Origin of the sequence: Bradyrhizobium sp. STM 3809 (assembly GCF_000239795.1) — a bacterium.
In the GTDB taxonomy this organism is placed as follows: domain Bacteria; phylum Pseudomonadota; class Alphaproteobacteria; order Rhizobiales; family Xanthobacteraceae; genus Bradyrhizobium.
Genome location: NZ_CAFJ01000118.1, coordinates 1 through 4339, shown reverse-complemented (window position 1 = coordinate 4339; position 4339 = coordinate 1). Strand labels below are relative to the sequence as shown.

At 66.5% G+C, this 4339-nt stretch carries 3 protein-coding genes; 2 read left to right on the top strand and 1 reads right to left on the bottom strand.

What is annotated here, in order from left to right:
• Nucleotides 1-86: 86 nt before the first annotated feature.
• Both bioB and BRAS3809_RS06015 read left to right on the top strand, forming a co-directional pair.
• A complete protein-coding gene (gene bioB / locus BRAS3809_RS06020; RefSeq protein ID WP_008961206.1) occupies nt 87-1133 on the top strand; it encodes a biotin synthase BioB in 1047 nt (348 codons plus the stop codon).
• A 365-nt stretch (nt 1134-1498) separates the two neighbouring features.
• Nucleotides 1499-3364, top strand: a complete 1866-nt coding sequence (locus BRAS3809_RS06015; protein WP_008961205.1) for an alkyl/aryl-sulfatase — start codon at nt 1499-1501, stop codon at nt 3362-3364.
• Between the two features lie 51 nt (nt 3365-3415).
• Here BRAS3809_RS06015 and BRAS3809_RS06010 read toward each other — a convergent pair.
• On the bottom strand, nt 3416-4339 hold a 924-nt coding region (locus BRAS3809_RS06010), incomplete at its 5' end, for a glycosyltransferase family 4 protein (protein ID WP_035655464.1).

The following is a 4339-nucleotide window of genomic DNA, read 5'->3' as shown; positions in this document are numbered from 1 at the left end:
GCGGTGAAAGGTGACCTGTTTTACGGTCGTATGATGATCATTTCATAGATAATATTTATGAAAATCTATAATTTTGGAGCGTCAGTATGGTCGGTACCAGCAGTTCGTCCTCGGATCAGATCCAGCCTGGCAATCCCCTCCGCCATGACTGGACCCGGGAGGAGGCCGACAGGCTCTACGCGCTGCCGTTTCCCGACCTGATGTTTCTCGCCCAGGCCACCCATCGCCGGCACTTCGATCCGACCCGGCTGGAGACCGCGAGCCTGCTCAGCATCAAGACCGGCGGCTGTCCGGAGGATTGCGGCTACTGCTCGCAGAGCGCGCACTACGACACCGGCCTGAAGGCGACGAAGCTGATGGACCGCGACGACGTGCTGGCGACCGCGCGGCGCGCCAGGGACGCCGGCGCGGACCGCTTCTGCATGGCCGCCGCCTGGCGCAGTCCGAAGGACCGCGATCTCGACCAGGTCTGCGACATGGTCAGCGCCGTGAAGGATCTGGGCATGGAGACCTGCGTCACGCTGGGCATGCTCAGCCCGCCGCAGGCGCAGCGGCTGAAAGCAGCCGGGCTCGACTACTACAACCACAATGTCGATACCTCGCCCGAATTCTACGACCGCATCATCACCACGCGCACGCTGCAGGACCGCATCGATACGCTGGCGCATGTGCGCGAGGCCGGCATCAAGGTGTGCTGCGGCGGCATCATCGGCATGGGCGAGGCGGTCGACGACCGCCTCGGCATGCTCGTGCTGCTCGCCAATCTCGCTGATCATCCGGACAGCGTGCCGATCAACCTGTGGAACGAGGTCAAGGGCGTGCCGGTCAACGCCACCGCCGCGCGGCCCGACGGACTGGCGCTGGTGCGTCTGATCGCGGTGGCGCGCATCATGATGCCGGCCAGTGTGGTGCGGCTGTCCGCGGGGCGGCAATACATGAGCGACGAATTGCAGAGCCTGTGCCTGCTCGCTGGCGCCAACTCGATCTTCATCGGCGACGTGCTGCTGACGACCGCCAACCCGCAAGCGGCGCGCGACGCCGACCTGCTGGCGCGGCTCGGGATGAATTCGTCAATGGGTGTACGCGCCGTCACGACGTCCGAAGGCAAGGTCGCCGACGTCTCCCCGGCCTGATCGCAGTCTCTCGTCAGCACCGCGACGCAAGGTGTTTCGCCGTATCGTGCTGGCGCGCGGGCCGGCTGCAAGCCTTCATTCGCGACAGCGACGTGCTGCTGCGCCCGCTCGGGCACACGATCTACGTGATGCCGCCGTACTGCGTCACCCCCGATGATCTCGACGAGATCCATACCGCGATCGCGGACGCCGTCGATCACGTGATCTGAGCGTCGTTCCGCCCCGCGCAATTTGCGTGCGGCTAGTCCCCGCATTAGCATTGCGGGCGTGACGCTTGTTGCGGGGAGGAATCAGCCATGAACGCGCCGGTCAGCGGCAAGGAGCCAAAGGACGCCAGCGTGGCGGTGAGCGCGGCGCAGCAGGCCATGCTGGAGTCGCTGCCGTTCGGCGACACCGCCGATTTTGACGATGCCGCGCGCGGCTTCCTCGGCACGATCGACCAGGCCAAGGTCACGACGGCGCAGGGGCGCAGCGTCTGGAGCCTCGAACCCTACGGCTTCCTCGACGCCGAGGAGGCGCCGCCCACCGTCAATCCGAGCCTGTGGCGGCAGGCCAAGCTCAACATGCATCATGGCCTGTTCGAGGTCGTGCCCGGCGTCTACCAGGTGCGCGGGCTCGACATCGCCAACATGACCCTGATCGAGGGCGACACCGGCGTCATCGTCGTGGACACGCTGACCTCGATCGAGGGCGCGCGCGCCGCGCTCGACCTGTACTATCAGCACCGCGGTGCCAGGCCGGTGACCGCCGTGATCTTCACGCACACCCACACCGATCATTGGGGCGGCGCGCGCGGCGTCGTCGCGGAGGACGCGGTCACCAGCGGCCGTGTGCCGCTGATCGCGCCGAACCTGTTCATCGAGCACGCCGTGTCCGAGAACATCATCGCCGGGCCGGCGATGCTGCGCCGGGCGCAATATCAGTTCGGGCCGCTGCTGGCGAAGGGCCCTAAGGGCCATGTCGATTGCGGTCTCGGCAAGACCATGGCGGCGGGCAGCGTCGCGCTGCTGCGGCCGACCGACCTGATCATGGCGACCGGCGACACCAGGACCATCGACGGCGTGAGCTTCGAGTTCCAGATGGCGCCGAACAGCGAGGCGCCGGCAGAGATGCACTGCTACGTGCCGCGCTACAGGCTGTTGAACCTCGCCGAGAACTGCACGCATAATTTCCACAACCTGCTGCCGTTCCGGGGCGCCGACGTGCGCGATGCGCTGGCCTGGTCGAAATATCTCGGCGAAGCCCTGCAATTATGGGGCGGCAAGGCCGAGGTGATGTGCGGGCAGCATCACTGGCCGGTATGGGGCATGAGCCGCGTCGACACGATGATCCGCGAGCAGCGCGACCTCTACAAGTTCGCGCATGACCAGACCCTGCGGCTGATGAACCACGGCCTCACCGCCACCGAGATCGCCGAGCAGATCAGGCTGCCGAAGAGCCTCGACAACGCCTGGCATGCGCGCGGCTATTACGGTCATATCCGCCATAACGTGAAGGCGATCTATCAGAAGTATCTCGGCTGGTACGACGCGAACCCGGTCAATCTCGACCCGCTGCCGCCGGTCGCGGCGGGCCGGAAATATGTCGAGTACATGGGCGGCGCGGCGGCACTGCTGGCGCGGGCGCGCGCGGACTTCGCCAAGGGCGAGCTGCGTTTCGTCGCCCAGGCCGTCGGTCATCTCGTGTTCGCCGAGCCCGACAACGCGGAGGCGCGCGCGCTGCTGGCGGATACGCTGGAGCAGCTCGGCTATGCCGCGGAGAGCGCGACCTGGCGCAACGCCTATCTGTTCGGCGCGCAGGAGCTGCGTTACGGCATGCCGGAGGTGCCGGCACGCCCGGGCATGCCGCGCGAGACCCTGGCGGCGCTGCGCACCGAGCAATTGTGGGACGTGCTCGGTGTCCGCCTGAACGGGCCGAAGGCCGAGGGCAAGCACATCGTGCTGAACTGGGCCTTCACCGACACCGGCGAGCGCTTCGTGCTGACCTTGCAGAACTGCGCGCTGACCTATGCGGTGGGCGTGCAGGCTTCCACCGCCGACGCCGGCTTCACCTTGGCGCGCGCGACGCTCGACGAAATCATCGCCAAGGCGACGACCTTTCCGGAAGCGGTGGCGGCCGGCAAGATCAGCTTCGACGGCAATCCGATGCGGCTGGCCGAGCTGATGGCGTTGATGGATGAATTCCCGCGGATGTTCGAGATCGTCGAGCCGAAACGGACGACGGTCACTTGAGGACGAAGCGGACGAGGAGGCCGGCCGGCGTCGTGACCGGCCTCCCGCGATCTACTCGGCGCTGCTGACCAGCCGGATGCGCGGCTCGGCCCTGTCGATCAGCCGGCGGTAGGCAGCGAGGTAGTCGAGCGCCATGCGCCGCGCGGTGAAGCGCTGCTCGAACCGCTCGCGCACGCGGGCGCGGCTGAGATCGTAGAGCCGGTGGACGGCGGCGACGGCGCTGAGCTCGTCCTCGACGATGAAGCCGGTGACGCCGTCGTCGATCACCTCCGGTACCGAGCCGCGGTTGTAGGCGATCACCGGCGTGCCGCAGGCCATGGACTCGATCATCACGAGTCCGAACGGCTCGGGCCAGTCGATCGGCAGCAGCAGGCCGAGCGCACCGGAGAGGAACTCCGGCTTCTCGTGGTCGCCGATCTCGCCGATGAACTCGACCAGCGGGTTGCCGTTGATCATCGGATAGATCAGCTGGTCGAAATAGTCCTGGTCGGCGCGATCGACCTTGGCGGCGATCTTGAGCGGAATGCCACAGCGCATCGCGATCTTGATCGCCCGGTCGACGCCCTTTTCCGGCGCGATGCGCCCGAGCACCGCGAGATAGCTTGGGGTCGAAGGCCTCGGCATCAGCAGCTTTTCGGGCAGGCCGTGCAGCACCGTACGCACCCAGTTTGCGTTCGGCACGGGGCGTCGCTGCGCGTCGGAAATCGACACGACGGGAACATCCTTGAACATCGAGAACACCGGTTGATGCTCGGGAAGGTCGAGCCGGCCATGCAGCGTGGTGAGGAACGGCGTCGGCTGGCGATGGAACAGCGAGAACGGATAGTAGTCGAGGTGGAAGTGGAGGACGTCGAACTCCTCGTCGTCGCAACGTTGCCGCACATTCTCCAGCATGACCATGTGGAGCGCGTTCGGATCCCGGACCGAGCCGTCCAGGCGCAGCGCCTTCGGCCAAGTCGGACAGAGTTTCGCCGA